This is a genomic window from Paenarthrobacter sp. NPDC092416 (assembly GCF_044755025.1).
GTDB lineage: Bacteria > Actinomycetota > Actinomycetes > Actinomycetales > Micrococcaceae > Arthrobacter.
In genome coordinates this window covers 126,099-150,994 of sequence record NZ_JBIVQG010000005.1, presented here as the reverse complement: position 1 = coordinate 150,994, position 24,896 = coordinate 126,099, and the positions used below count along the sequence as shown (strand labels likewise).

The 24,896-nt window shown below is 60.1% G+C and carries 21 protein-coding genes; 11 read left to right on the top strand and 10 right to left on the bottom strand.

Going from position 1 to position 24,896, the window contains the following annotated elements:
• Positions 1-30 precede the first annotated feature (30 nt).
• The 5 genes from ACIQC5_RS11800 to ACIQC5_RS11780 all read left to right on the top strand — a co-directional run bounded on the left by ACIQC5_RS11800 (position 31) and on the right by ACIQC5_RS11780 (position 4,690).
• A complete protein-coding gene (locus tag ACIQC5_RS11800) occupies positions 31-1,092 on the top strand; it encodes a Gfo/Idh/MocA family protein (protein ID WP_400282072.1) in 1,062 nt (353 codons plus the stop codon).
• Between the two features lie 287 nt (positions 1,093-1,379).
• Positions 1,380-2,219, top strand: a complete 840-nt coding sequence (locus ACIQC5_RS11795) for a DAPG hydrolase family protein (protein WP_400282069.1) — start codon at positions 1,380-1,382, stop codon at positions 2,217-2,219.
• A 420-nt stretch (positions 2,220-2,639) separates the two neighbouring features.
• The gene (locus ACIQC5_RS11790) at positions 2,640-3,650 is read left to right on the top strand and encodes a Gfo/Idh/MocA family protein (protein ID WP_400282065.1); all 1,011 of its coding nucleotides are present in this window, start codon (positions 2,640-2,642) and stop codon (positions 3,648-3,650) included.
• 102 nt (positions 3,651-3,752) lie between these two features.
• On the top strand, positions 3,753-4,550 hold the full coding sequence (locus ACIQC5_RS11785) for a DeoR/GlpR family DNA-binding transcription regulator (protein WP_400282062.1): 798 nt from the start codon (positions 3,753-3,755) through the stop codon (positions 4,548-4,550).
• A complete protein-coding gene (locus ACIQC5_RS11780; protein ID WP_400282421.1) occupies positions 4,469-4,690 on the top strand; it encodes a hypothetical protein in 222 nt (73 codons plus the stop codon). Before ACIQC5_RS11785 ends, ACIQC5_RS11780 begins: the two co-directional genes overlap by 82 nt.
• A gap of 777 nt (positions 4,691-5,467) precedes the next feature.
• On the opposite strand, the gene ACIQC5_RS11775 is transcribed toward ACIQC5_RS11780, so the two are convergent.
• From ACIQC5_RS11775 to ACIQC5_RS11740, 8 genes are all read right to left on the bottom strand, one after another.
• Complete coding sequence (locus tag ACIQC5_RS11775) at positions 5,468-5,872, bottom strand: hypothetical protein (protein WP_400282059.1); 405 nt, start codon at positions 5,870-5,872, stop codon at positions 5,468-5,470.
• Positions 5,873-6,018: 146 nt separating this feature from the next.
• Positions 6,019-7,425, bottom strand: a complete 1,407-nt coding sequence (locus tag ACIQC5_RS11770) for a Fis family transcriptional regulator (protein WP_400282056.1) — start codon at positions 7,423-7,425, stop codon at positions 6,019-6,021.
• Positions 7,418-7,771 (bottom strand): helix-turn-helix domain-containing protein, encoded by a 354-nt coding sequence (locus tag ACIQC5_RS11765; protein WP_400282053.1) that lies wholly within the window; start codon positions 7,769-7,771, stop codon positions 7,418-7,420. The genes ACIQC5_RS11770 and ACIQC5_RS11765 overlap by 8 nt, the downstream gene beginning before the upstream one ends.
• Positions 7,764-8,033: a tyrosine-type recombinase/integrase gene (locus ACIQC5_RS11760; protein WP_400282419.1), complete on the bottom strand. Its 270-nt coding sequence runs from the start codon at positions 8,031-8,033 to the stop codon at positions 7,764-7,766. Before ACIQC5_RS11760 ends, ACIQC5_RS11765 begins: the two co-directional genes overlap by 8 nt.
• Positions 7,934-8,854: a hypothetical protein gene (locus ACIQC5_RS11755; RefSeq protein WP_400282441.1), complete on the bottom strand. Its 921-nt coding sequence runs from the start codon at positions 8,852-8,854 to the stop codon at positions 7,934-7,936. Before ACIQC5_RS11755 ends, ACIQC5_RS11760 begins: the two co-directional genes overlap by 100 nt.
• Before the next feature lie 799 nt (positions 8,855-9,653).
• Positions 9,654-10,685, bottom strand: a complete 1,032-nt coding sequence (locus ACIQC5_RS11750; protein WP_400282050.1) for a DUF4192 domain-containing protein — start codon at positions 10,683-10,685, stop codon at positions 9,654-9,656.
• A 748-nt stretch (positions 10,686-11,433) separates the two neighbouring features.
• Positions 11,434-12,732, bottom strand: coding sequence for a hypothetical protein (locus tag ACIQC5_RS11745; protein WP_400282047.1), 1,299 nt, complete (start codon positions 12,730-12,732; stop codon positions 11,434-11,436).
• 1,700 nt (positions 12,733-14,432) lie between these two features.
• Complete coding sequence (locus ACIQC5_RS11740; RefSeq protein WP_400282044.1) at positions 14,433-16,397, bottom strand: FG-GAP-like repeat-containing protein; 1,965 nt, start codon at positions 16,395-16,397, stop codon at positions 14,433-14,435.
• Positions 16,398-16,706: 309 nt separating this feature from the next.
• Between ACIQC5_RS11740 and ACIQC5_RS11735 the strand changes: the two genes are divergently transcribed.
• On the top strand, positions 16,707-17,072 hold the full coding sequence (locus ACIQC5_RS11735; protein ID WP_400282041.1) for a tyrosine-type recombinase/integrase: 366 nt from the start codon (positions 16,707-16,709) through the stop codon (positions 17,070-17,072).
• A gap of 310 nt (positions 17,073-17,382) precedes the next feature.
• Positions 17,383-18,075 (top strand): hypothetical protein, encoded by a 693-nt coding sequence (locus tag ACIQC5_RS11730; RefSeq protein WP_400282038.1) that lies wholly within the window; start codon positions 17,383-17,385, stop codon positions 18,073-18,075.
• A 991-nt stretch (positions 18,076-19,066) separates the two neighbouring features.
• On the opposite strand, the gene ACIQC5_RS11725 is transcribed toward ACIQC5_RS11730, so the two are convergent.
• Together ACIQC5_RS11725 and ACIQC5_RS11720 are read right to left on the bottom strand one after the other, a co-directional pair.
• Positions 19,067-19,273: a hypothetical protein gene (locus ACIQC5_RS11725; protein WP_400282035.1), complete on the bottom strand. Its 207-nt coding sequence runs from the start codon at positions 19,271-19,273 to the stop codon at positions 19,067-19,069.
• Positions 19,274-19,474: 201 nt separating this feature from the next.
• Positions 19,475-20,137 carry a TetR/AcrR family transcriptional regulator gene (locus ACIQC5_RS11720; RefSeq protein WP_400282032.1) on the bottom strand — a complete coding sequence of 221 codons (663 nt, stop codon included), beginning with the start codon at positions 20,135-20,137 and terminating at the stop codon, positions 19,475-19,477.
• A gap of 132 nt (positions 20,138-20,269) precedes the next feature.
• Here ACIQC5_RS11720 and ACIQC5_RS11715 point away from each other — a divergent pair, with 132 nt between their 5' ends.
• The 4 genes from ACIQC5_RS11715 (at position 20,270) to ACIQC5_RS11700 (ending at position 24,896) form a co-directional block, all read left to right on the top strand.
• The gene (locus ACIQC5_RS11715; protein ID WP_309926663.1) at positions 20,270-20,494 is read left to right on the top strand and encodes a hypothetical protein; all 225 of its coding nucleotides are present in this window, start codon (positions 20,270-20,272) and stop codon (positions 20,492-20,494) included.
• Positions 20,495-20,524: 30 nt separating this feature from the next.
• A complete protein-coding gene (locus ACIQC5_RS11710; protein ID WP_400282029.1) occupies positions 20,525-22,321 on the top strand; it encodes a sigma-54-dependent Fis family transcriptional regulator in 1,797 nt (598 codons plus the stop codon).
• Positions 22,322-22,599: 278 nt separating this feature from the next.
• Positions 22,600-23,547 (top strand): C-terminal binding protein, encoded by a 948-nt coding sequence (locus ACIQC5_RS11705; protein ID WP_400282027.1) that lies wholly within the window; start codon positions 22,600-22,602, stop codon positions 23,545-23,547.
• A gap of 53 nt (positions 23,548-23,600) precedes the next feature.
• Complete coding sequence (locus ACIQC5_RS11700; RefSeq protein ID WP_400282025.1) at positions 23,601-24,896, top strand: aspartate aminotransferase family protein; 1,296 nt, start codon at positions 23,601-23,603, stop codon at positions 24,894-24,896.

The window sequence follows — 24,896 nt, the reverse complement described above, 5'->3', positions numbered from 1 at the left end:
GTGGCTATAAAAAGGGAAGCGGAAAAACAAATGGCAGAAGCGGCAAACGAATCGAAAACCCTGGGTTGGGGCATCATCGGTACCGGATGGATGACCCGCACCCATATGGTGCGCGCGATCAACGAGGCACCGAACAGCCGTGCAACCGCAGTGCTCAGTTCGTCGCAGGCGAGGGCGGAGCAGTTCGCCGCGGAGTTCAACATCCCCAGGGCATACAGCTCGCTCGAGGACATGCTGAACGACCCTGAAGTCGCAGCAGTGTTCGTCAGCTCCACCAATGAACTACACAAGCCGCAGACCCTCGCAGCGGCCGCGGCAGGCAAGCACGTCCTATGTGAGAAGCCTCTGTCGACCAACGTCCAGGACGGACTAGACATTGTGGCGGCGTGCAAGGAAGCGGGAGTGGTGCTAGGAACCAACCACTACCGGCGCCTGAAGTCCACGATCCAGGTCGTGCGCCGTCTAATCGCAGATGGTGTCATCGGCAGACCCATCATGGCGCGGGCGACAAGCACGGGGTGGCTGAGCGAAGAGCAACAAACCTGGCGACTGACGAGCGCCGAGGCCGGCGGCGGTGTCGTCCTCGACATCGGCGTGCACGATGCCGACCTTTTGCGCTATCTCCTAGACGACGAGGTCGAAGAGGTCACAGCGGTGACCGGCAACAGCGGATTTCTGAAAGGCAAGCTGGAGGACTACGCAATGACGACTCTGCGATTTCGAAAAGGCACCATCGCCTCGTCTACGGTGAGCTTCTGCACTCCGGGGTCGATCGGCGCTATAGAGGTAATGGGATCGGAGGGAACGATCCTCGCCCGGGACCTGCTCGCAGACAAGCTCGGAGGTGAAATCTGGCTCCGACGCGGCGGTCTGGACCTCCAGAGAGTCCAGGTCGGGCCTGAGCGTGAGCACTATACCGAGGCGGTCCACCAGTTCAATGAGGCCGTCCGCGGCAACGGTCGTCCCGCTGTCACCGGCGCGGATGGTGTCCAGTCGCTTGCGGTCGCCATCGCTGCATTGCGCTCCGCGGAGCGCGGGGAAGTCGTGCAGATCAGTGACGTGCTCGCCGAGAACGAATTGGCCATGTCGTGAGCTAGCCGGTCCGGCGCGAGCGGGCTCCGTCGGTCGCCCCGTCCTCCTTCTCTTACTGCCATGCCTGGTGGGCTTCGCCCACGAAAGTGTGCCCTCACCTGACTATCGACCCTCGGCCTCTGAGAGCCATCGTTAGTCCACGGAGAGCAGGCTTCATCCTGTCGGTCCCGCGATGCCCGGGGCAAGGGCGAAGCTACTGACGGACCCGGAATCTGCCGGATAACAAGACGCCGCTGCACACTGAACTGAATGTCCGCATATCTGAACTTAAAAAGGGAACTATTACATTGGAACTGCACGCAAAGCTCAAAGCAAACGAACTTCCGGAATTGACTGAGGAACAAAAAGAATCGCCCTTCAGTGGCATCTACAAGAGAGATATCGGCGATGTTACTCCCGAGATCGAGTTGGCTTTCCAGCCGGGGGAGATGATCGACCCCTCCAAGGCGGTCATGCCGGAGGACCTGTGGGAATACTTGCTTCCGGGTGGCCCGGAACCCGAAATGGGCTATTGTCTGCTACCCAACGGTGGTGGATACACGTGTCTGGTCGCCGACGTTCCGGGTGTGTCGAAGGAGATGTTCGACTTTCGGACCAGGCTTGTGCTTGCTGACCATGTGGGCTTCATGATCGAATTTCCCGGCAAGCATCTCGGACACTGGGAGAGCCTCTGCACGGAGGACTTTGGGGTTGGCTACATGCATGCCACCATTCTCGACCGCAGTTACTCCGCATTTGAACTTGGATATCCCACTCACCCGAGCCTTGCAAACCCTGAAATTGTTGAATTCATTGCGAAAGAAGCGGATGAGATCCCGTTGGAAGGGCCAATCGATGCCACCCGTGGAAAAAACACATTGGTATTCGTGTCCAGAGAGACAGACACCGGCCTCCGGTGCTGGGCCTTCGTCTATTCCGGCCTTCATGTTGTAGAGGGAAAGTCTTCCCTGGTGCTCGCGCCTGGCGAGGAAATCACTCTGGAGAAGTGCCGTTTGCGTGGATTGCATCTTGCGTACGAATACGTGGGCCGCAAAGAGCTACTAGATGAGTACTACGAGGAATACCGCGACCGGCCGATGGCTCCCGCGAAGCCCTGGCCCGAAAGGTTCCTGCCATTCCGCCACTAACGATTGCGCCTGTCTGTAGCGGAGCTCCTGGGAGGCCCTCTACCCTTCGGCATGGGATCAGTCGAAAGGCATGCCAGAGCGTCGGGTCTTACTAGCCTTGGGCCCCGTCGGCACGTTGGTAACAACTGGTCTTCACAGTACTGGTGAAATCGTTTCGTACACCACAACCCTTGATTTGAGGAAACCCGCTACGGGGAGCGGGAGCGGCGGCAACGCCGCGACGGTCGGTCTACTGCTGAGCGGCGGCAGCAGCGCCTGTATGCCCCGCGGGCATTCACTCGAAAATCGAAAATCTCGGGTTCTTTCCGCCAACACGAGGAGATTCTCGCGTGGGGTGCTCACACCCATCGGGCTGTCCGCTCTCCGATCCCGGGGCTGGGGCCCTCGCTCGCCGATATATAGATTAAGGAGTCGACGACCATGTCGGACACACCCAACCTCCGGTGGGGATTTGTCGGTGCGAGCGATATTGCCGCCACTCGAATCATCCCCACTGTACGATCTCTTGGCCACCGCATCGTGTCACTTTCCAGCAGGACTTTGGACCACGCTCATGACTTCGCCGCGCGCTACGACATAAACCACGTAGCCGCCAGCGTGGACGATCTTGTTTCTCGCAATGACATTGATGCTGTCTACATCTCTAGCACCAACGACCGCCACCTGGACCAGGTCCTCGCTGCGGCCCAGGCAGGCAAGCATGTTCTGTGTGAGAAACCTCTAGCTGTCACCGTTTCGGATGCCAAGACCATGGTTGCTGCCTGCCAAGCCGCTGGGGTAGTACTGGCCGTCAATCACCACCTACCGGCCATGGGCACGCATCGAAGGATCCGTGAGCTCGTTTCTAACGGAGCAGTTGGGCGTCCTCTTTCGGTGGCGGTACGACATACGGGTTTGCTTCCTGAGCGACTGGCTGGCTGGCGTCTCGGCGCAGGCCCTGGCGCCGGAGTCGTTCTTGACATCGCAACTCACGACGCGTCCGCCGTCAATGCGATTCTCGGACGCGTCGCGCTTGAAACATCCGCAATCACCGTGAATCAAGGGAATAGGCTCTCGCTGACAGCCGATACGTCCGTGGCCGTTGCCCGCTACGAAGGCGACGTAGTGGCCCATTTTCACGACAGTTACTCAACTCCATTTGCGGAGAGCCTCTTAGAAGTGCACGGGACCTTGGGCAGCATCCGGGCCCCGAGAATCATGAACGCCGACCCAATCGGTGAGGTGATACTTATCGACGAGAAAGGTGAGACCACTATCGACGTGGCAGACCGCCGAAGTGCGTACGAATACACACTCGATCGTTTTACGCTCGCAGTCGCCGGCGGGGGACTGCCAGTCGTCGACGGCGCCGGAGGCGTTAGGGCACTTTCTCTTGCGATTGCCATCAGCGAGGCGGCTTTGTCGGGGAGACGCATCAATGTCGAAGAATGAGCGCTGTGTGGCAGTGTCGGTGCCGATGGTTGTATATGTCCTTGTATAAGTGCATCCCACTTGCGGGCGAGCTAAGTTGCAAACCAACGAAGCCGCGGAACCATGGCGCTGGTCACCTTGCGAACTGACGACTCCTCGAAGAGGGTGTCGTTTGCCTGGCGCAACAAAGGCGCACCCGTGGTGAACTGCTCCCCCACATCGCCCAGACTTCTCGAAACCTGGACTCGGGCGTACCACCGAGAAGGGCCGGATGCGTTGTCCAAAGTGCATTTTCCTGATTGTGATTGGTCATCGCGGCGGTATCTTTTGATCATGAAGCAAGCCATGAGGCATGACCACATACTTGAACGGCTCCGCACCGGTGGAAGTGTTCAGGTCAGCGAGATCTCGGAGGAATTGGGGATTTCTGAAGTGACAATTCGCCGTGATCTCGTACATTTGGCGGAGGTCGGGGCGCTGCGACGAGTTCGCGGGGGCGCCGTCAGCATGAGGATGCAGAGGGAGAGGCTTCCCGCTTCTTTCCGCGAAATTGATTTCAGCGTTATCGAAGACCGCATCGCAGCCGCTGCGGCAGGTCTGATACTTGACGGCGAGACCGTTGCTTTGGGCAGCGGCACGACGTGCATCCGCGTTGCCCGGGCATTGGTGCAACGCCGACTGACCCTCATGCCTTTTTCGGTGCAGGCGGCGTTGGAACTTTTGGGTCAACCGGGCATCCATCTCGTTACTCCCGGCGGCGCCGTTCAGCCCGAAGAAGGGTCCATTCTCGGGGCCGCTTGCAGAAGCATCGTTGGCGGTTTTTCCGATTTGACACAGCGATCATCTCGCTTTGTGGAGCCCTGCCGGGGGACGGCATTACCGCTCATGACACCCCGGATGCAGCGATCAAACGCGCAATGATGGGCGCTTCCCGCCGTTCTGTACTGGTGGCGGAAGCCTCGAAATTATCGGGGTCTGCAACGGCTGCCGTCTGCGAGATATCGGATTTTGATGCGCTAGTAACAGATAAATCGGCCCCTGACGACTTGATCGATCGGTGAACGGCGGAGGGTGTGGAAGTTGTGACGAAAGGTCATGGCCGGCGTTGTCCACAGGATATGACCGAGCATCAGAAGCGACAAGACCAGGGACTTCAAATGTCAACAACATCCAAACGCTCAGCCCCTTGACCAAGTCCGTTTAGAACTGGAAGGAGCGTCGCCATCCAAACGCCCTCTGTCACCAGCAGGTGTCGCGCAGATCAGCGCTATTGAGTCCTTTGTCCAAGGCGTGGTTCCGTGAAAATGGGGAGCTGCCGGACCTTCGAAAAGGGCTACGCGCGGGGCACTCCCCTGACTGTTTTCGAACTGGCATGCGCGGGTATTCATGGGCCGGGAGTAGCCGGCCCGCCCGAGAAGGTGATGAGCATCTGTGCCAGGAGTGGAGAGTACTCTCAGAGGCTCACGATTTTCGGGTGGCCAGCAAGTCCCGGAGTGCCTCGACCGCTGCAGTCAGTTCGTCACCGGGATCTAAGGGTGAGTTCCCCCTGGGCCGCCCATGTGGTTGGTTTTTCGAACTGCGCGAGCTCGAAGGAGATCCGGATGTGTCCGTCGTGCTTCGCGGACAGTTGAAAATCTCCCTCTAGGAGTCGAAGGTCTTGCCCCCGTCCCAGCCGCGCCAGTTCAGTGCGGGCTCCTCGAAAAAGGAGAGGAGCGCCGGCTGTCGATTGTTGCCTTTGGGCCGCGATGCTCCCCTATAACTCCGAAGATCAGCGTCCCCTGATGTCCGATTGCCACCCCTTTCATGGCTTCATGCCACCAGGAGGTCGAACCGTCTGACTAGAGGTATTCGAAAGCTTCTTCGCCGGGGCGCCAGACCATCCATTGTCGGTCCTCGAAGCCGCCAAGCATGGCGATCTCCGGCCCGACGAGTTCGTCGCTGGTGGGGTGGAGACGGACCGATCCGGTCAAGAAGTCAAGCTTGAGACCGACGCCAGTCGCTTCGTGCGTAGCTGACACATCCTGGCCGATGAGCGCGAGAAGCGCCTCGGCCCAGCCTGGTTCCGCCGCCGTGATTTGACGCTCGCCGGTTACGACGGTCGGCAGCACATTACAAGTGAGCACGGGGTCATCTGGCGAGCCGGCACCGTCAAACCGTAGCTGGACGTAGTCAAGGACGAATTGCACCGAAAACATGCGTAAGCCCACGAGTCGACTCAGGAAAGCGTTGAATTCGTAGGCCATGTCACAAGGGTAGTGTTTCGTGGAGCTTCATTTGCAGCGGACCATGTGGTGAATGCATGACCCGTGTCTCTGAATTGATCGTTCTTATCTGCCTGTAGGGGCGCTGCGGACGGCTGCCATGTACTGGGCGTAAGCAGCGGAAGAATCTACTGCATGGCGTTCGATGGTGGTGGGGAGTAGCCGAGGGTTTCGGCGATGACGGCCACGGGTGCGAGTTTGGTGAGTTCGTGGAGGGTTCCGAGTCGGGCCGCCCGGGTGCTGAACAGCTTGCTGAGCCGCGTTGTGAGGTGTCCGGGGTGGATGTGACGCCCGGGAGAGGCCCCGCGGAATACCCACTTGGTATTAGGATGTGAGGCGGTCAGGTCGTGGCCTGGGTTCGCGGCGAGCTCGCGCCAAGGCTTATCCAGCGGATCCGGCAGGGCGATCCGGATTGTCCCGAGCTGGATGGTGACCAACTCTTCGGTGATGGTCAGGTCGTCCCAGGTTAGCCGTGCGATGTTTTCGGCCTGTTGGCCGAAGACGAGGATGAGGATCGCCGCGGCCCGGTCGCGTGTCTCTAGTCCGTCTCCGTGGATGACTTGTTTGAGAGCTTCGTTCTGTCCGGGCTTGGCCAGTCTTGGGCTGGTGCCGCGACGGTGCGGAACGATGGTGAGCCCGGATGGGGCGGCCTTGGCCTTGATGGCCCATTTGAGGAAGCGCTCGGCAATGCGCCGGGTTGTGGACCCTTCTGCTTGCCATATGTCAAGGTGGGATTGCTGCAGCTCGGGCAGTTTGATGCCATGTCCGGTGAGCCAGTTGAGGAGGTCGACGGCGACGGTGACTTCCTGTTTAGCGCGCAGGAAGGTGCCGCGAGTGACTTCGTCCATGTGGTTCATCCGTCGTTGGTGGTGCCAACGGATGTAGCGGCGGATCACGTCAAGGTTCTGAGGATCCCTCACGCGGTCGAGGGCTTCTGCCGCCCAGTTGTTGTAGCGGATCCGGAGTTCGTCGCGTTGGGGGAGGACCCCGTGTTCTGTGAGGAGTCCGCGGACGTATTCGCGGGTGCGTGAGTCAGGCAGTTCGTCGAAGGTTTCGTGGGTGATTTTTGGTGCGACCGCGAGGTTGCGGAGGAACGCGGTGACGTGCTTTTGACGGATCCAGGTCAGGCCGCTGTTGGCCCGTTTCATCGACTTCAGCGCGGCCGCCAGCGGGACCAGATCGTTGGCGATGGATCCCGTGGCAGGGTCGGTGAGCAGGTCATCTACGACGTGGCCGAGGACGCAGGTCCAGCAGCGCCCGCCGCTGTGAAGTTCGTCCTCGGATCCGCAGGTCCGGCAGTCAATGTTGAGTCGGATGCCTGAGCATCGACGGCACGCGGGTTGGTTATCGATGAGGCCGGGCAGGACTCCTTCGTGTCCGCAGGCGCAGGTTCCGCGGGTGCGTTTGGCTTGTTGGTAGCAGTAGCCGCAGACTCCGCCGTCGGGCCATCGTGCGACGGTTTGGTGGTGCTGGCCGCAGCGGTTGCAGGGGACCGGCCAGCGGATGGGGTCCTCTGCTTTGCGTGGCCTACTCACCGTCCTCGGGTGTGACGAGGCGGATGCGCTTGGCGATCGGGTTGCCTGGTTGGATTCCGAGGTCTTCGCTGCGCTGCGGTGCGTGGGCTGTCGCCGCGGCGCGCATTTCAACGAATGGTTCGAAGAGGTCGTTGGGGGTGCAGTCCAGGATGTCGCAGAGTGCTGCGAACGTCCTGGCAGGGATGCGTTCCGGCGTTGCCGTGACCAGCCGGTAGACCTGGCTCTCGGAGAGGTTGATTCCGCGGGATCTCAGAAGGGGCATCAACTCGGTGGTCTTCCATAGGTTGCGTTTGGCCATGAGGGCACGTAAGTTCCAGCGGTAGCCGATCCGGCGCTGTTCAGGCATCTGGTTCCTCCAGGGTCGTGATGCGGCGTGCGATCATCTGCTGCACGGTTTTCTGCTTGAAGTCCGACGATACCGAGGTGTAGAGGCCCGTGGTGGAGGCGTACGAGTGACCGACTTGGGTCTGCACGAATGCCGGGTCGTAACCGGCTTCAATCAAATGGGTCACGTAGGAATGCCTGAGGCAGTGCAGCCCCAGTTCCTTGGGCAATCCAACGGCGTCCCGTGCAGCCGCGAAGGCATCACCGAACGAACCAAGCGACATGCGGGCGCCCGTTCGCTTGGCCACATCGCCGATGACCGATCCGCTGTGGGGAACATCGCCCGCATCCCTCCGGATGTCCACGTCCTCAGCTGATCGACGACCCAGTCGAATTCCGGCACGGTCAGAACGGTGCGCCGCCTGGGCCCGGAACCTGCCGTGCCTTTTGCGAACCGCACCTGGATGGCACCGAAGCGGCCATAGTCAGTCACGTGTGGATTCGGGCCGAAGTCCTCCAGATCCAGCATGGTCATCTCGCGCCGGCGAAGCCCATAGGCATAACAGACTTTGAACGCCACCGAGTCACGGAACAGGGGCAGCCAGCGCTTGGTCCCCGCGGCATATTCACGGTCGACGAGATCGTCGATATGGTCGAAAAGCCGTTGCAGTTCCGCCTTGGTGAACGCCCGCCGCTGTGCCGGGACGGCGTCATCGGTCGTGTGCCTGGGCGTGTTCCATTCAAAGCAAATCTGGCTTGGAATATCGCCGAAAGTGCGTTCGCAGAACTCACCCCATCCATAGCCAGGATGAGTCAAATAGGAACAAAACATCGCCACGGCATTGCTGTACGAGCGCAGTGTCTTCAGGCTGATCGGCTTCTCACCGGAACGCAGTCCGGCCAGGAAATCATCGACGTCTGCCGGCCGCCATTGCCACGGAAATTCACCGGTAAATTCCTGGAAGCGTTCCAGGAGCTGACAGCGCTGCTTGATGGTTTGCGTCGTGAGCCCTCGTGCCAGCATCTGTGCCCGCCAGCCATCGAGCATGGCCGTGAAAACCCGCTCGTCGGCTCTAAACAGCCCAACATCCGGATCCACCAGCATCCGCGGGACGAAACCCGGAACGGCACCACTCACTGCAACCCCTAAATCATGGAAACATGCATTAGATGCAGGAAACCTACAGCGGCATGCGATCCAAGAGCAAATTCGCGTTCCGGCGTCCGAATGCAGCCATCGCCGCAAGGGCGGTCTGACCTGCGGAAATGCCGATTTCGTCAAGGAACGGGAGTTGTCGCAGCTACTTCTACTCCCGTTGTTTAACAGCCGATAACGGACGTTCCGTAAAGCCGCGGGAACGTCCGCTCGCTGGCGCCGGGTGGCGATCTGCCCGGCGGCGTGACCAATCTGATTGGGCAGTGGCGTGGGTACTGGCCGCCTTAGACGTTTCTGCTCGTGTTGCGGGTGGGGTCCTCGGTTGAGCCAGCCAAGCCTCCGACCTGCTGGCTGGCGATGGTCTGCCCCAAAATGAAGGACCGCGCGACTCCTCCGGAGGCGTTCGCGGGCGTGGAGATGTCGTCCTGAAGGTGGTCGCCAGAGGGCAGCCAGGGTTGCTTTCCGGGCTTTCTCGTCCCTTCAGCAAACCACCGTCCTGCCATCCGGGCAAGAGCCCCGGGCGGGTTGCAGACACCGGGAATCTGATGACGCGCGTCCGGGCCTACGACGTTTGATGAGCACCAGCATGCCTATGATGCACGGCAGCCTGACCGAACCGGCAGACTTAGCCACATCTTGTCCACGAAAAAGCAGATGTCGGATATCTGCCACCCTGAGTTTGACGGTGGAAGTTGCAGGCAGAGGATTTCTCGCCCGGTTTGCCGCCTGGCTTAGGGGCCGCTGGGATTTAGGGCATGTCCAGTTGCGTCTTGTAAGCGGTAACTCGGTTTGTGTTCCATCCGGCGATGATGCCTGCCCCGAGCATCTGGTCGCTAATCCTCGCGAAGCGGTAGCCGGGGTCTGTGTCGAGGGCGAGCTGCATGAATTGGTGTGCTTTGGAGCCTCTGCCTTCCCACCAATTAATGTAGCCAATGGTCGTGAGGATAGGGGCTGCGTTCTCAGGGCTCGTCCGTGTGTAGGCATGGAGGAGTAGCTGTTGGGCCCATTCAATACGAGACCATTTCGGTGCGCTCTGGGTTTGTGCGAAGAGGACATGCTGTGGCGGTTCGTCTATGCCTGGAATGTCCGCCATGAGTTGGTCGCGGATGTGGGGGATCTGGAAGTAAGCGATCAGTGTCAGGGTGTCCTCATCGGCGGGGTATTCCTTGGCGTCCAGTAGATCGGTCCAGAGCCGGTGGGCGTGTTCGAGGGCTTCTTCTGGGTGCATGGCTCCGACGGCTGTCAGTTGTTCATTGACCGCCATTGCGTCGTCGGCTTGGTGACTTCGTCGCGGCAGAGTGATCTGGTTGGTGGCTGCGATGGTGCTGCCGCGGTAGATGAACTCGGCGTTCACGTGGCTGTACTCGGTGGTGCTGAGGGGCAGAGTGATGTTTTGGCCGGGTTCGCTGTCGTAAGGGGAGTAGGTGTCGTTCCCGACGAAGATACCGTCGCGAATAGTGATGTTGTTTTCTGCGAGGACCCCGGTGAGGGCTGCGATGGTTGCGGTGTGCGGTTTCGGTTGCCCAGGCTCTGTTGTGGCTGAGGTGTAGAGGGCGAAGACGATGTTGGAGGCGTTGGCGTCGTTGGTTAGGTAGCTGGCGACGGTGCGGGCGAAGAGGCGTTCTTGGCCTGGTTCACGGGGGAGGTCGATGCGCAGAGTTGCTCCGACGTTGTTGCGGTTCAGGGTGATGCAGACCAGGCTTTCCTGGGGCCAGAAGCCGAGGGTATGGCCGATAAAGCTGAGGAGATCTGCTGGGTCCTTGATGGTTAACGCGTTCATGTCTACGATCTCCTTGTGGGTTCGGGTGTCTTTTGTTTGCTGTTGTTGACTGGCCCGGCATCCCGGGACTGTCAGTCATCCATGGGTCCTTGATGGACCGGCGCCATGACCGTTGACTAGCGGTTTCAAGGGAGAGCGATCTGAGAGGAACCAAAGCGCACGATGGGAAGACGCTTGAGTCTGCCGTCGCACCCTCCGCTCGCACACCCGGCGTCCTAGGGAGAACACAGTCCAGTGCGGTGTTAGGCAATGCTGTGGCTTACGCCAAAGTCCTTGTGGTCAGGCTGAAATCGGGGGAGAAGAGGGGTCGAACGTATGCGCCGTTATCGGCATGCCGCATGTAGGCATCTGCCATCACGGGGCGGCATCCTCCACTCAGAGTTGAGGCAGTCATGCTGGACGCGCCACTTTGTCGCTAGCGCTGAGAGTTCCAAGTCGCCAGCTCTGTTCCGGCTCAACGGTGCGGCGGCCCGTCCGAAACATGCCACGTTTACGTGGCTTGTCCGACGATCCCGAACGCTTTGTCGATTTTGTCCTAAAACGCACCCGGGCTCCCGCCGCTCGGGTCCGAGAGAAACGGCAGTACCGTCCCGACAGCAGCTTCGGACGGAACGGATCTGCTGACTTTTTCCCGCTGGAGTAGTAGCGGATGGCCAAGGGTAGGACCTGACGGCCGGCAGTACTCGGTCCTCGCGGAGGATGCCCACCTAAGACTGCAAACTGCGACCGTGGCTACGGTCGAGTGCTGCTACGCATAGGCATCTGATCCTCTTCGTCCCGCAATTCTCTTTCGGTCCTTAGAGGAGATCGCCCGATCGCGTCTTACGAAACCGTGCACTTGGAAACTCGGATAGGTAACAGCTTGCACGGCCGCTATCGAGGACGGATCGGTGAGCGCAAGGCGCATCGCCTCAGCTATGTCTTGGGGCAGCTCCGCGCTATCCAGTCCTTGCTCAGCTAGTACTTTGAGGTGGGTCAAGAGACTGACGGTGGATCGAGCCACCCTCCCATGAACATCTGGGTCTTGATGCGCCTGCATCACTTCATCGAGAACATGCTCCAGGCGATTAACCTGGGGCAGAGCAGCATACTCGTTCCAAAGATCTTTGTATTTTTGGTTGCGGCCGCTGAGGGTCAGTAGTACTCCGCCAGGCACGAGCGAGTTCGCTAGATTCTCAAGTTCAGCCTTGAGGCTCTCCATCATGGAAGTGCTGGTTACGAAGTTTGCCACGATGATTAAGTCGTATGCCGAAGCCGCAACCCTCTTGGCGGCATACTGATTTACATCTTGATAGTCGGAGTCGAGTTGGAATTGCCCGAGTTCATCCTCATCGAGAATTTCCCTCTTCATCCTTTCGCGGGCACTAACGTGGAGCTGACCGGGACTAAAGTTCGCGAATTCGGGGTACGTGATATCGAAGAAGCGCGTCCTGAACGGTCCGCCTTCCCTCACAGATTGACGGTCCTCAATGTGTAGTAGCTCTTCGGATAGGCCGTGGACTATCTGCTGCCAGGCGCTGCCCCTGTCAAGGGTGTGTGCTTCTGTATTTGACGAGATTTGAAATACTTCACCCCGTGATTTTGCCCAGTCTGCGAGTGCAACATAATAGTCGATTGCGGCGTAAGAGGCGGGCGCCGGGCCGGAGCCCACCTCAAGTACCCTTAGCGGCCTGTCGGGCTTCGCTAATGGCAATATGCCACGCTGGAATAGTCGATCCAGAGTTTGAGATACGCGATGGTAACGATCAATCTGGTGCCAAAGAAGGTACGCGAACGCATCAGGATCATCATTAAAGGTAAGTTCGTCGCATCGTTCCAGTGCTGATCGCAACTGCGAGACAACATCACTGGCGGCGTCAGGGGTTGTGATCATCTGTTTGAAAAACCTGACCGTAGCCGTTGTGAAATCGGTCGCGTAGCGCTGCCTTGCGACATAGGCTTCTCGACCGATGGTTAGCCATTCATAAGAAACGGCGCGTTCCCATTGACCGGCTGTCGGTTTATGCCCACTAGTGCTTGATGATTCGGTCGGTATGAAGTCGTTCACTCTTGCAGTCTATTTGAGAAGGTACCTTGTGGCCGGGGAGGAGGGTTACGGCGCCGCGGAATGCCGTGGCTCGCCGAGGAAAGAGAAAAGGCATAGAACTTCGTCGAGGCCAAGGCTGACGGGTTCCAGCCACGCCAAGTCGCCTCTTGGTCGAACCGCTGTGAACATTTGAAAGGATGAAATCGGATAATGGAGTCCTCCTCGGAGCAGGCGGTACTGCCGGACACAAACTAATACCTGCCGCGTTGTGCATTGCGTTTTCCTGGCCAAGGACGTCGTCCTGCGGCCAAGCATATGCGCAAGAAGAAGGTGTGGACAATGTCCACACCTTCCGTCTCGAACTACCTCGTACAGCCATCGGATTGGCCCGGATTCCGCATGTTTCTGCCACTTCCAAGTGTTTCCAGGGCCCGGAATCCCGTTCGAGTCCCACCTCGGGCACGGCATACCCCCTCGTCAGAGGGGGTTTTGCTTTTAACTGTTGACAAACGTTGACAAGTCCCTCAGACGGGGAGTCCCGGCTGGTGCCTGGCCGCCGGGTGCGGCCTGTTCAATTTGGGTAGGGAAGCGGGGTCAGCATCCTGGCGGTTGGGCGCTCCGCTTGCTCTGAGCTGGGGTCATTCGAGTTCCTGCTTTCTGTTCTGTCCGGTAGGTCTGGAGTGGCCTACACATGTTCATGGGCCAGGGGATTAGGTACGACATGACTTCGGGAGATTTCTGTTTCGTCGGGTTGAGCCGAGAGATTTCCCTCCCGTAACGGCGCCGAGAAGTCGCTTTGTCGGGCCAAAGGGGGTGTGTACAGCGTGCACACTTAAGTCTGTTTTGTTTCTAACCACGGTCTGTTCTCTTTCTTGCCGCCACGTGTTCATTCCGCCCGCAATCAGCGGCGACATTACCTAGGCGAAATCCATAGTGCGGTACCGGCGCTTCGTCTCTCTCTCCTGGTGCTGGCCGCATTGCAGCGACGGGGCGACAGGGCTGTGCTGTCTCGAGTCCGGCGGACTGTCCGGTTGAGGTCTATGACCTCGGGTGTTTGCCGTCATACAAAGGCTCAACAGGCCCTAAATCTGACGCTAAACCTCGCCGGATCTGACGTCAGATTGGGGTGTGCTCTAACCGGACTATCCGAACTCACGCTGGCGTCGTTCTGGGTAGGCCGCGGGCGGTGCGACAGCCATGCGCAAGTGCTAAGGGCCAACGAGGCTATCAACCCAAGCGTTACGTAGACATCAAAAGCCCAGGGTACGGCGGGGAGCCGTGAGAGGGACTTTGGGGCAACGGCCACCAAGGCGTCGGCCGGTTCCGTGGGGTTGTCCGTCTGCTCCAAAACGGGCATGGCATCGAGGCGTGGTTCAAGCACCCGCCAGTCCGCATCGTCCGCGGCCGTGACGCATGCCAGGAGTTCCCAGAGCTTGGCTGTGTTACCATCGCCGGGTTTGGGGGCGTCTGTACGATGTCCTCGGCCGGTGTCAGCAGTGCTGGGACGTCGCCCACTGCTGCCTGGACCCATTTCCAGCATCGGTTCCAGGGGCTTGCAGTTGGACGGGCTCGGAACTGATGCGGACGGGCTGGGCTTCGGTGTCGCTCATGGAGCCAAGACTGTTCTAAGGAACTTAGGTTATGGGCTTGAAGGTAAACGAACGACGGCGGGAGCTTCTCGCCGTCGTTCTTTATGATTTTGCTTGTGGAAGGTTGGGCTTCTAGATGATGGCGTTCATGACGTTCCAGCCGGACCCGACCTGGACTCTGGGAAGCCAGCCCAGTTTGCCGTTGCCGGGGTAGAGCCACAGTGTTCCTGTTGAATCACGGGCCAGGAGGTCGACGTTGCCGTCGCCATTGAAGTCGCCGGGGGTGGCGATGGCTGTCATGGCGTTCCAGCCCCAGCCGATGGCAGGGCCGTTACCGAGGGCGCCGCTTCCGCCCCAGTAGAGCCAGAGCGTTCCCATGGTGTCCCGGCCAATGAGGTCCTGCGTGCCGTTTCCATTGATATCGCCGATTCCTCCGAGGTAATTCAGGGATTCGAAGCTGCGACCTATCTGCACCTGTCCTGCCCAGCCACCGCTGCCGTTACCCCGGTAGTGGATCAAGGAGCCGTAGTAGTTGGTGCGGCCTATGATGTCCGCATTACCATCAAGGTCAAGGTCTCCAATGGGGAACATCGTATTCACGACGCCCCATCCCCATCCGATTGCACTTCGTGCGAGCCAGCCGCCATGGCCGTCTCCTGGATAGAGCCACAGCGTGTCGCTGCTGTCGCGGGCCAGGAGGTCATCCTTGCCATCTCCGGTGAAGTCACCAGGCGCCGCGATTTCGGTCATTACACTCCAGCCTTGGCCAACCTGGGTTCGATTTAGCCACCCTCCGCTGCCATTTCCGGGGTACAGCCAAAGGTTTCCGTTGGTGTCGCGGGCCAGCACGTCAGGCTTGCCGTCGCTATTGTAGTCGGCACGTATGTCTTTTGGGGCGATCGTGATGGTGACCATCGGGGTTATCGCATCGGGGCTGATGCCGTTCGTAGCTGATACGCGAAAGCTGTAGACACCAGCGGTTGTGGGTACGCCGCTGAGTACGCCGTTAACCAGTGTCAAGCCCGGGGGGAGCGATCCGGAGACAACCTGGATTTTCGGGGTGAGGGATCCAGAGAAGCCAAAGCCGCCTGTGTAGAACGATCCGACACGCCCTTTCGAGGGTGTCGGCGGACTGATGAGCTGCGGTGCTTTGTCGGTTCCGTCGATGACGGTGGCGGTGTATCCATTAGTCGCGTAAATCCTGTTGGTCTTCTCATTAATGGCCAGTTCGTGGAAGCTGGTCGACGTCGTCCTCACGAGATCGGACGTCAAAGCGGCTGCAGTGTAGACGCTGATCCCGCTTGAAGATGCAACGTACACCTTGTTGGTGGTCGCATTCACCGCAATGCCCCTGGCGGTGTCATTAGCTGGGAAGCTCTTCTGTGTCTCGGTTACCCCATCAACCTGAACCAGCGTTTGGCTGTTCGGGTGAAGAGCAAAAATTGTGTTGGTTTTTTCATTGATTCCTAGGAGCGCGGGTGCGCGCCCTGTCTGGATGCTGTGTACGGCACGAGTAGCGCCGTCGACCACCAGTAGTCTGCTTCCCGACGTTATCGATTGGCTGGAGGCATAAACTTTGTTTGTCCCGATGTTAAGGGCCAAGTCATCTATGTCCGTGACTTTTTCGATGAGGTTGATGGCGTTGGTTGCACCATCAAACTCGGCTAAGAATCCCGCATCGCCGCCAAAGTACGCTTTATTGGTTACAGGGTTTACTACTATCTGATATCGATACCCGTAGCCCTTAATGGAATGTGGAATGACAGTCACGGCGTTGTTCTTGCCGTCGATGATATTGAGAGCCTCTTCCGACGGCACATAGACTTTGTTGGTTGTTTCATTGACTGCAACTCCCCAACTGCTGGAGCCGACGGGAATTGACGCTACCGTGTTTGTCATCCCGTCGATCACTGAGACCACATGTCCACCGCGATGCCCCACATAGATCTTGTTGGTCCTTGAGTTGACCACAGCGATTCCTGGCCAGCCGCCGACCGTGACGGTCTGGGCCTGGTTGGTAGCACCATCGATCACAGTGACGGTCCCGTGTCCCTCATTGGGGACGTAGATTTTGTTTGTCACTTGATTGATGGCCATGCCACCCGGGTTGGACCCCACGGGCACTTGTGTGACTTCAACATCTGCTCGGGCAGCCGTGGCGGGCATGCCTATCAGGAGAACTACGGTCATGGCGCTGGCCAACACTCCTGCCGAAATCCGTTTCCCTGCTGAGCGTGAAAATAACGTAGACAAACCCCGAGCAGCCAACGGCTCAACCCCCAAAATCCAATGCGCGACTATCGCTTCAACCAGCGAATTCTACAGCCCACGTTGGTCCGATTGTGACGTGCGCCGCAATGTTGCGTGGGCGGTCCACGGCCGGGAACACCGAGCCGAAGGAATCCCATGCCACAGCCCAGCGAACACGCCATCGTCACCACTGACTCACACGCAGGGCAATGGTGCAGACGTGATCCGCATGGTACAGCAGGGAACGCCTGTGTTCGCCACAGGCACTGGTCGTCTCCGGAACAGGTCCGAAGCATATGGTGTGGTGCGACGGCTGGCCCACGAGGCAGGCATCGAAGGCCGGATCAGCCGCACAGCCTCCGGCATGCGTTTGCAACCATTGCTTTGGATGCCGAGGCGACACTCCATGCTCTCCAGGACAGCATGGGACATGCGGATCCGCGGACTACGCGCAGGTACGGTCGGGCGCGCCACAACCTTGCCAAAGCGGCTGCCTACGACGTGGCACGGGCGCTGGTCTAAAAGTGGATTCAGTCCATTTGGAGCGGAAATGGCCTGTTGGAGGCCTGAATACGCCGTGCTCTTGTGGGGCCGCATCCCATGTACGGGTGCCAAGCGTGCCTCGTTTCGCGACGGTCGCCGTGAATGTAGCGCTGCAGCAGGCCAGAATCTGAGGCTTGAGGTCCAGAGTAGAGCGCGGCCAGAAAGATTGGAAGTTCCTCTCATTCGCACTCTGACCCGCAGGCTCCAAAGTGCTGACAGCGGCGCCGGTCTGCGCGATACTTTGCGCATGGACGGTGGGTTATGCACTGGCGTTGGAGGTGCTATCCACATGAAAAATGAGATTCGCCAGGATGTTGGCGTGGGTGAACGTCCGCAGCAAATCCTGGCGTACTTCCGCCTAACGAAGATTGACTGGATCATTACGGCCGTCGCCATAGTACTGGAACTGATCAACATCACGCCCAGCCTCGTCACAGTTTTGGGTGGTGAGAGTTGGCAGGCAGTTGCCTACTTGTCTGTCGCGTTTGTGCTGCTCCCTTTGGAGGCGCCGTTTTCCCAAGCTGGTTCTGGTTGCCCTGCTCGCGCACCAAGCCCTGTTTGCGCCGATTTTTCACCAGAGCCTGTTTCTGCCCGAAGGAATGGTCTTCAATCCAACACAGGGGTTTGCGATCCCGTACATTCCACTTTTGTGGTGCTCGTCGCCGTCGTGACTGTGGGCTCTGTATGTCAGCCGTGGGTTTCTGCTCTTCTCTGCGTTCCAGCCGTCATCCTTGCACCAGTCATATTTACGGCCGGCCGTCCTTGGGATGCCTCGTGGTATGTCCTGGCTTCGGTGTTGTGGATTGGTGGATCGTGGTCGTTTGGAAGATTTGTCAACCGGAGTGCGCAACGGATTACTGACCTGGAGAGGGAGAGGTTGAATCTGGAAGCTGCGATGGAGGCGGAAAGGGCCCATCTCGCGGCGGAACTCCACGACATTGTTTCCCATGCCGTGACCGTCATGCTTCTCCATGCTGCATGAGGACGCCGCATTATCGAGACCGACCCGGAGCGGGCCGGCCAAGCTTTGGAGGTCATCGCCAGGGTGGGCGCTGAAGCGACCCAGGAGTTGTCCCGGTTCCTGGGGTTGCTGAAGGCAAATCAGCATATGAACGCGGTGAAGTCTCTGCCGTCTTTTGATGACATCGGGCCTTTGGTCGAAGCCGTCCAATCGGCCGGGATCGACATCGAAGTCAGCCAATCCGGTACGCCGGCAAGGCTTGATGCCAGTGTTGGACACACTGCCTACCGTGCAGTTCAGGAGGCCCTGACCAACATATCGAAGCATGTTGGAACTGGCACCAGGGCCTCAGTCGATATTGAATGGAAGCCAAATGTGCTTCAGATCAAGGTGCTGGACACGGGCCCAGTAGGATCCACAAATGAAAGTGCGGCAGGATCTGGATGCTGCTTGGCTTGCAGGAACACGTCTCGGTAGCAGGTGGAACAATCTTGCGGGGCCCCGGGATGAAACCGCGAACGGAGTGAGGAATAGGACCCTTGAATCTTCGGCATTGAAACCAAGCAGAAGCAGCGAGCCCATGGCAAGCAGTCCTCCTGCCCATGCGGGCAGCGTGCGTGCCTCCAAAAGAGCTATGCCGGTAACGACGAAAGCGAAAATGGAGACGTAGACGAGAATTGCCCCTGCGTACCAGGCACCTACTACATTATCTGACCGGCGCAGCAGCCGCGAGCGGAATCGCATTGATTAATTCCGTAGGTAACATTGCCGGCTTTGTAAGCCCTTACAGTTATGGCCTTCTCCGGGACGCCACCGGCAGTGACAGTGTGGCGCTTGCAATGCTCGGCGCCGCGGTCAGCGCGGCGGCTGTGATACTCATTATCTGGAGGAATAAAACCCGTGACCGAGCTTCTTAGAGCAGCCGCCGGGCATCACGTCTTGAAGCTGTGATGGGCAAGAATCGTGAGGTCAAAAATTATCATCACAAGCTTGGTAGCACCATTTGCCTGGGCTAGTCGCCAAAGGGCGCAATGGCCCACGCGATGCGATGAAGGCCGGTAGCGGCCCGTCCCCGCAATGCGAGCCATCGCCGTCGTAATTGCTGCTTGCCGTCCAGAAGGGTAGGTGCCATGGGGAGGGCGCTGTGTGCAAGGTGCTGGCTCAAGGCGGCTTGTTCCTGCCGCGCCAGCAAGAGGGCAAGTGGATAGTAGCTGTTCATCAGTTCTCCCAAGCAGTTCGCCAAGGCCAGTCAGCGTTGCTCACTGGCCGGGCGGATCCGGTCTACTTTCAGTGCTTTTTGTAGTAGGAAGAGTATGGGGAGGGACTCTTGCCGCACTGTGCCACTCTGGACCACCTTGGAAGAGGGCAGGCCGGCTCGGCGAGCCGCCGGGCCGTGCTCGAGGGTGACTGACCGCGTCGCCTATTGTGTTCCCGACCCGAAGTCGACGGCCAAAATCGCCCGGGACAAGGTGACGGCACGATCCGCCAACTCTTCAAGCTCGGCGTCGGTGCAGTCGCGGGGGGCCCAGCGGGTGGCACCCTCCAATAGGGTCATGACCACCTTCACATGCTCCCCAGGGTCAGGGCAACCCATGTCACGGGCCGCCGCCTCGTACATTTGTTCATGGAGCGTGACCCAGTCATCGACTTGGGCGCGCAGCTCCTTGGGGAGAACTCCGGCCATCCTGTCCGTCGCAACCAGGAGGTCCCACAGGTTACTTTCCGGCAATCGCACTTGCCGCGTGAAGTGGAGTTTGACCATAGCGTCCCAAAATTCGTCCGCGTTGCGGGCCGGCTCTATGGCTTCGAGCAAGGCGACGCCGAAACGATGGAAATGCCAGCGGAGAGATTCGGCAACGATCTCGTCCCTGCCGTCAGGGAAGTGCGAGTAGAGGCTGGGCGGCTTGATGTTGACGGCGTTTGCGATGGTCCGCATCGAGACGGAGTTGAAACCGTTGGCGATGGCGAGCTGCAGGAAGGCCTCAAGGATGTTCTGACGGCCCGCCTTCTGTCCTGTCCAGTTCCATTCCTTCAGTTGCGATTCGAAGGCGCGCGAGGCGGCTTCGTAGGACTTCACGCTCATAATTCGCCATCCTAACACTCGTTAGGTAAATTGCCTCCAGCACTTCCCTAACGTCTGTTAGTTAGGTAGTCTGGGAAGTGGCGCGGAGCACATGCACCCACCATCCGAATTCGTTTGAGCGGAGAGCAAGCAATGGTCACCGAAAACACGAGCCTGGGGGCCACTCGCAACAACAACGTCATCCTCGGAAGCGGGCTTTCCGGAATGGTTGCCGCGTACATCGGCGCACGGGCGCTGGAGGACAACGCGTCACTGATCGAGAACTGGAGCGCACGGCAGGCATTCCGTCCAATACTGCCGCGGCGGCGCCCACGAAAGATCGAGCCAGGCGGCACCGGCCCGGCACTGGCATCCTGACCCGCATATACAAAGGGAGAACCTGCCCCAATGTCTGCAGAAGTACTGTCACCGTGGCCGAATGAAAACCCACGTGAAACCAACCGCGTCCGCGAGCTCTTCCTGATGCAACCCCACGCCGACCTCAGCGGTATCCGCCCCATGATCGCCCGCTCCTGGTACCGCAGCCGCGCTGCCGGCGTCGATGCATTCGCCGACCGCGGATTCTTTGACGAGGGACGGGTGGACGAGTACACCATCGTAGCGGCCGGCCCTCACTTGCAGAAACTGGATGAAGTGGCTGCCGACCTTGGCGGTTACGTCAACATCACGGCCCCGAACGGAGTGCTGGTCAAGGCCAATTTCCTGCGGGATGACGGGTTCCCCGCCGGGTACTCCCTGCTGGAGGAGAGCTGCGGAAGCAACGGCGAAGGCCTGGCATTGGAAGAAGGGCGTGGCGTCTGGCTGGCCCCGGAAGAACACTTCCGTGAGGACATGCGGGGCAACTGGTGTTTCGCATCTTTGGTTCGGGATCCGTTCCATAACCGCGTTCGGGCGGTCATCGGGCTGACGCTTCCTGCCAACCGGGTCAGCACGCTGGAACCTTCCTCCACGCTGCTCATGCTCGAAGGCGTTGCCTCACGGATCGAGCGCGACATTGAGGTGCGGACCTCTTCCAGGGAGCGGGCACTCCTCAGCGAGTACCTCAGAATCTCGCGCCGCAGGGGCAACCGGGCCGTTATCGCCGTCGACGGCAAGAACTCGCTCCAAAACGCTTCGGCGACAGCGACGTTGGTGGACGGCGATTTCTCCATAGTCTCGGGCTACGCCAAAGCCGTGATGTCCTCCGGCCGGGAGATGAATTGTGAAGTCATGCTGGAGGGCCCGGGACATTCTACGTTGGAAATTTCACCGGTGACGCTGTCTGCTGCAAACGTCGGAGCCATTGTTGTTGTTCGACCCCACGCTCCCGCCAAAGGTCGCACCGTCGCTTCCGGTAGCGCCCCGCTCCTCTTGGCATCATCGCCGGAAGGGACCGCTGAACGATTGCTGAAGCACGTGGATGGCACCAGCACGGAGTTCAAACGCACACTCAACCTGGCGCGTAAAGCCGTAGACCAGGACAGGTCCGTGGTGATGATCGGTGAGCTGGGCAGCGGGAAGCTGCGTCTGGCCGGTGCCATTGCATCGCTGCGTGGTGGACAGATGGTTGTGGACGCCCGCAACGGAGACCTCAGGAACGCCACTTTTAACGATGTCCTGCACAGGGTGTCCACCGAGCTTCCCGCGACGCTGATCGTGGAGCACGCCGATGAGCTCTCCCAGAACGAAGCCATTGAGATCGCCCGCAACCTTCGCGGCAACTCCGCAACCAGGATCATCTTCACCGTTACACGTCCCACGGATGCCACGTTGCTGTTGTCCGAGGCATTCGATGTTCTCGAGATCTCCGTGGCACCCCTGCGCAACCGGCGGGAAGACATCCCGCAACTGGCCAACGCCATAGCGCAAGAGCTGGGGGAGCGGCGTCTGTCCCGGAGGCTCATCACCACCCTCACCCACGCCGACTGGCCACGCAACATCGACCAGCTTCGCGCCGCCGTCTCCAACGCCGTCGAACGTGCGGAAGGCGCCGAGGTAACAGTGGACGACCTGCCACAAGGGTTCCACCGCGTCCTGACAAAGGGCAGGCTCTCCCGCCTGGAGGATGCAGAATTGAGCGAGCTGCGCACTGCGTTGCAGGAAGCAAAAGGTAACCGCAGCCTGGCAGCGGAGACCTTGCAGATCGGGCGTTCCACGCTGTACCGGCGCATGGATTATTTCCGCAGCCGCGGCTTCGACCTCTGACGCCACGCAGGGAGCAGCAGCCGACCTCCAAAGGGGGCCGGCTGCTCCGCGCTGCCCGGGGGGCGAACGGTGCGAACGGGCAGTGGCCGCCTGTGCTGCCCGGCGGCGAACGCCCAGCCGACGCAACAGCGTGGGACAGTGTCCCACCCCGGTGTCTCGATATGGCACGGATGGCCGCCCCGATATCGCGTTGTACTGGAAATCACCCGACACCGGCACCCGTCCCAAGGAGTGTCCGGCAGCGACCGAGGGTACGAACACGAACAGGACGACTGACTATGACCCGCGATGCCCAGGGAACCATTCTTGTGGCCCCCCACCATTTCCCGGACCTGGACCGTGAGCACGCGCTCGCGGAGGAGTTCGGTTACACACTCAACCCCGCGGCAGACACCGACGCCTTCCGTGAAGGGCTTCCCGAAGCCGACATTGTGATGATTACGCCCTACGCCAAGCTCACTGCCGCCGACTTCCCGCTGATGGGCAAGTGCCGGGCAGTGATCAGGTACGGAATCGGCTACGACAACATCGACGTCGCCGCGGCCACGGAAGCGGGCATCCCGGTCTCGATCGTTCCCGGCACCGCGTCGGAGGAAGTCGCCTCCCATGCCTTCGCGATGGGCCTGGCGCTGGCGCGCCGGCTGCCTGCCGGAAACGACGCCATTGACAACCTTGGCTGGGCCGGATCCATCGGCTACGACACCCCTGTCCTCTCCGAGCTTGAGGTCGGCGTCCTGGGCATGGGCCGCATCGGGCAGCATGTGGCCCGCATGTACTCGGCCGTAGGAGCCCGGGTCCGCGCCTACGATCCCTTCGTCACGGAGAGCTTCGTGGAGATGACCGGGATGCAAGACATCCTGGAGAATTCCGACGTCGTCTCCCTCCACCTGCCGCTGAACGACGAGACCGCGAACCTCATCTCCACCGACGTCCTCGCCAAAATGCGAAAAGGCACAGTGATTGTCAACGTGTCCCGCGGCGGCCTCATCGATGAAGCCGCGCTCGCCTCGGCGCTGACCTCGGGTCACATTGCAGGCGCCGGAATCGACACCTTCGCCCAGGAGCCGCTCGGCGCTGATCACCCCCTGCGCACGGCACCCAACGCCATCCTCACGCCGCACATCGCCTGGCGTTCCAACCGGTCAACGGGTGCGCTGCAGGACGGTGCCGTAGAGCGGGTACGCCTCGCGCTGACCGGCCAGCCGCTCATCGACCTCGTGAACTGAGAAGACTCGTTAACTGAAAAGACTTGTGAACCAACAGACTGGAGAAACCCGACTTGGCTACCACCAATCATTTGGAAGACCTCGCTGCATTGCAGAACCCCGCAGAGGATCCGCACCTGCGCCGTGGGCCGCGCGGCTTCCCGCTGCTGCCGGGCGGCTATGGCCGGTCAACCTATTACACCGGCGCACCGAGCCCCTATGCCATCAAGGGCGAGGGCTACCGGGTGTGGGACGACCGCGGCCGTGAACTGATCGACGCGAACAACAACTTCACCTCCCTGATCCACGGCAACGCCCAACCGGAAATCACCGAAGCCGCCACCAAGGCCCTCACCACCGGTGCCAGCTGGGGTATCCCAAACCTCTACGAATGGGAACTCGCCGAACTCCTGCTCGGCCGCTTTCCCGAGCTGGACCAGGTCCGTTTCGCGAACTCCGGCACCGAAGCCGTCATGTCCGCGATCCGCATCGCCCGTGCCAGCACCGGCCGTGAGCGCGTCATCGTCACCAAGGGCGGTTACCACGGAACGTCAGAGGTTGCCCTGGTTCCGGGCGGACCCTCCTACCAGCGCGGCGTGACCCGCGGCGTGATCGACGACGTCACAGCGGTGCCGCTGAACGACGTCGAATTCCTGCGCCAAGCGGTTGAATCCGCTCCGGACGCCTACGCCGCCATCATCCTGGACCTGCTGCCCAACCGCGCCGGCCTCCTCACGATTAACGAGGAATTCGTCCGGACCGCCAGGGAACTCGCCACCCGCTACGGCATTGTGCTGATCATCGACGAGGTCATCAGCCTCCGCCTCGGCTACAACGGCTTCAGCGGTGAATACGGTGTTTCCCCGGACCTGCTGACCACGGGAAAGCTCATCGGCGGCGGATTCCCCGTCGGAGCGGTCTGCGGGAAGGCCGAGCTCATGGCCGAAGTGGACCCCACCCGCCCGGGCAGCCTTCCCCACGGCGGCACGTTCTCCGGCAACCCGGTCAGCATGGCCGCCGGATCCGTGGCCCTTCGCCTCTACACCGAAGATGAGGTCAAGCGCCTGAACCAGTTGGGCGACACCGCCCGCGAAACGGTCAACGCCAGGATCGCCGACGCCGGCTGGGAGATCCGTGGCAGCGGCTCGCTCCTCCGCGCGGTTCCGGCCGGAGCGGAGAAGGTGGACGAGCACACCCAGCACAAGCTGTGGTGGGCCTCCTACGAGCGCGGACTGCTGGGTTCTCCGGCCAACCTGCTGTCCCTGTCCACGCCTATGGACGAAAAGGTGGTCGACGACATCGCTGATCGCCTGGCCGACGCCGTACTGGCGGTCGCCTCGGACGCTCCCACCACGGAAGGCGCAAACTAA